This is a genomic window from Phascolarctobacterium succinatutens CAG:287 (assembly GCF_000434895.1).
Taxonomy (GTDB): Bacteria; Bacillota; Negativicutes; order Acidaminococcales; family Acidaminococcaceae; genus Phascolarctobacterium_A; species Phascolarctobacterium_A succinatutens_A.
This window is the reverse complement of record NZ_FR892785.1, coordinates 1-1,538: the sequence shown is the minus strand read 5'-3', so window position 1 is coordinate 1,538 and position 1,538 is coordinate 1. Positions and strand designations below refer to the sequence as shown.

Annotated in this window: 2 protein-coding genes; both read left to right on the top strand. The window is 40.9% G+C overall.

The features are described 5' to 3' along the window. Nucleotides 1-94: 94 nt before the first annotated feature. A complete protein-coding gene (locus BN587_RS04505; RefSeq protein ID WP_021719954.1) occupies nt 95-658 on the top strand; it encodes a hypothetical protein in 564 nt (187 codons plus the stop codon). Between the two features lie 145 nt (nt 659-803). Continuing rightward, nucleotides 804-1,343 carry a hypothetical protein gene (locus BN587_RS04500; RefSeq protein ID WP_021719953.1) on the top strand — a complete coding sequence of 180 codons (540 nt, stop codon included), beginning with the start codon at nt 804-806 and terminating at the stop codon, nt 1,341-1,343. Nucleotides 1,344-1,538: the final 195 nt, after the last annotated feature.

Genomic DNA, 1,538 nt, shown 5'->3' with positions numbered 1-1,538 from the left:
GTTTTGGGGTGGGGCGCTTTTTCGCTCCCTGGCATATAATAAGCGTAGAGAAAAGCAAAAAGCTTAAGCAGATGTAAAAAAGGGGGCGTAGATTATGAAAAAGCATTTTAAGTATTTGGCAACGGCAGGCTTGATTGCAGCGCTGCTGTTGGCGGCAGGCTGCGGGGATGATGCCACGGACAAGAAGAAAGTTGATAAGCCGGACATCAAGACAGAGCAGAAGGTAGATAAAAAAGCCCAAGCACCGGTAGTTAAACCGCCAGAGGGAAAATATTACAGATATCCTTCCTATCTTGATGATGTAACCAAAACGCCGGAAATGACGCCTGAGATGATTAAATATGTAGATGATTTTGCTTCGACCGTAAAATTGGCGCCGTCTGAAAAAGGTAAATTCCTTAATGATTCACGCATTAACAGACCAAATGAAGAATACCATCGTATCTGGTTGCATGCCTATGGCAGCAATCATAATCGCAATAACAAATTTAAAAATTCTAAGGGGAAGGAAGTATATCAGCAGGAGATTTATCATATCCGTATGTCTGTAAAGGCAGATACCAAAAAAGTTACGTATGTTGAGTATTCTGTTTATGAGCAGAATGAGGCTATTCCGGACGGCAAGAGCAGAACAATCATGAAGAAGGTTTTTAAATGAGCTGCTTTAGCATAAATTAATAAAAATTTTGAGCGTCCTACCCTAAAACGGCTTTTGGGGTGGGGCGCTTTTTCGCTCCCTGGCATATAATAAGCGTAGAGAAAAGCAAAAGCTTAAGCAGATGTAAAAAAAGGAGGCGAAGTTTATGAAAAAGCAATTGAAGTATCTGGCTACAGCAGGTCTGCTGGTAGCGCTGCTGTTGGCGGCAGGCTGCGGGGATGATGCCAAGGACAAGAAGCCTGCGCCTGAGCCCGATAAGAAGGTGGAGAATGTTGTAGTAAAACCTCAGGACGGAAAATATTACAGATATCCCAATTACATTAAGGATGTGACGAAAACACCTAAAATTACGCCGGAAATGCTTAAGTACATTGATGATTTTGCATCTACGCTTGAATTCCACCCGTCTTACAATGGTAAATTCGTCAATGATTCCAAGATAAATAATCCTAATGAAAAATATCATGCTGTTTATCTGTATGCCCTTGGACCTAAGCATAACAAGAAGATAAAGTTTAAAAATTCCAAAGGTAAGGAGGTTTATCAGCATCAGGTTTACACCATCAATATGCAGTCAGAGGCTGCTACCGATAAATTAACGTCTGTACTATGCTCTATTTTCGAGCAGAATCCGGATATTCCTGACGGCAAAACTACATATGTTGTGAGAAAATCCTTTGATTGAGTTGCACTTTGAAATGATGTTATGGTCTTTGCTAAGAATGAAATGCTTATCTTCACAAACTGCCGATGAAAAGCAGTATATGTGGCAGTGTTGTAAGTGAACTGCTGTGAGCCGCTGCGCGTGAGCGTGGCGGCTTTTTGGAATATAAATAAATGCTCAGAGTATGAGGTCTATGGTATAATGATATATAGATAG